The sequence below is a fragment of the Empedobacter sp. UBA7611 genome (genome assembly GCF_002484365.1).
Taxonomy (GTDB): domain Bacteria; phylum Bacteroidota; class Bacteroidia; order Flavobacteriales; family Weeksellaceae; genus Empedobacter; species Empedobacter falsenii_B.
On sequence record NZ_DLJR01000038.1, the window covers coordinates 1 to 1,428 of the forward strand.

1 protein-coding gene is annotated in these 1,428 nt (G+C 30.2%); it reads left to right on the plus strand.

The genetic code is table 11. The annotated features are described in order from the left end of the window. Positions 1-253: 253 nt before the first annotated feature. On the plus strand, positions 254-1,428 hold a 1,175-nt coding region (locus tag B3R94_RS05875), incomplete at its 3' end, for a chloride channel protein (protein WP_291099398.1).

The window sequence follows — 1,428 nt, forward strand, 5'->3', positions numbered from 1 at the left end:
AACAAGGGGAAGATTACAATTGTAAAAATGCTTTTAATGAATATTCTTTTATTTAGTGAATCATAGAAAAGTAAATAATTTATAAAAGTGAATGTTTATAGATCATTGAAGTTGTTAGCATTAAATAGTTATTAGATGATTAATTATTTTTTTTCTCAAAAAATTTATTCTTTTATGTATTATTGGTTTACTTTTTGTGTAATTCGTGGCAGTTAAATTAGGCAATAAACAAAAGGTACACTATTTTTGAAGTATGCGACTTTCTACAAAACAAAAGTTTTTTCAATACATTAAAAAATCATTTAATTTTTTTCAAAACTTGTTGAACCTGTTAAAATTGGTTTTATCAGAGCGACAATTTTTGTATTTATCGTGTATTTTAGTAGCTATTTCATCTGCTTTTGCAGTGATTGTGCTAAAAACTTTTGCGCACAATGTTTTTCAATTTACTATTTATATTAATAATTTAGTCAAACTACCTTATATCAATAGTATATTGCCAATTATAGGTATTTTGTTGACGGTTTTTGTTGTGCAGAAATTTTTGGATGGTTCGATAGAAAAGGGAACTTCTCAAATTATGATTGCTGTAGCTAAAAAGTCTGGAATAATGCCTAAAAAACAGATGTATGCTCAGATTTTAACGAGTTCCTTAACAGTTGGTATGGGTGGTTCGGCTGGTTTAGAATCTCCAATTACAATTACTGGTGCAGCTTTTGGTTCTAATTATGCACAATATTACAGATTCAAATACAAAGAAAGAACACTTTTGTTGGCTTGTGGTGTTGCAGCTGGTATTGCGACTGCATTCAATGCACCAATTGCAGGTGTTTTGTTCGCGATAGAGATTGTATTAGCGGATATGAGTGTTACTGCTTTTATTCCTTTATTGTTATCTTCTGCAACAGGAGCTTTAATTGCCAATTTAACATTAAAAAGCAATATGTTATTATCCTTTCGTTATGCGTTAGGATTTGATTATCATAATGTTATTTTCTATGTGATTTTGGGTGTTTTAGCGGGGTTTGTTTCAGTTTACCATGCTCGATTATTTCGTAAAGTTGAACATTTGATAGGGAATTATTCGGATAATGTATATTGGCGAGCGATTGTTGGAGCGGGAAGTTTAGCAATATTGATTTTCTTTTTCCCAACATTATTTGGTGAAGGTTATGAGAGTATAAAATATTTAGCAAATGATGAAGCTGGTTTTATTTTAAATAATTCATTGTTAGAGAGTTTTAGAACGAATCAATGGATAGTTTTAGGATTTGTTTTTGTCACAATTTTAATCAAATCTATTGCAACAGGTTTAACTTTAGGAAGTGGAGGAAACGGAGGAAACTTCGCGCCTTCGTTATTTGTTGGGTCATATCTTGGTTTTTTCGTTGCAAAATTCTTTAATTTAATCGGTTTCAAAGAAGTTCC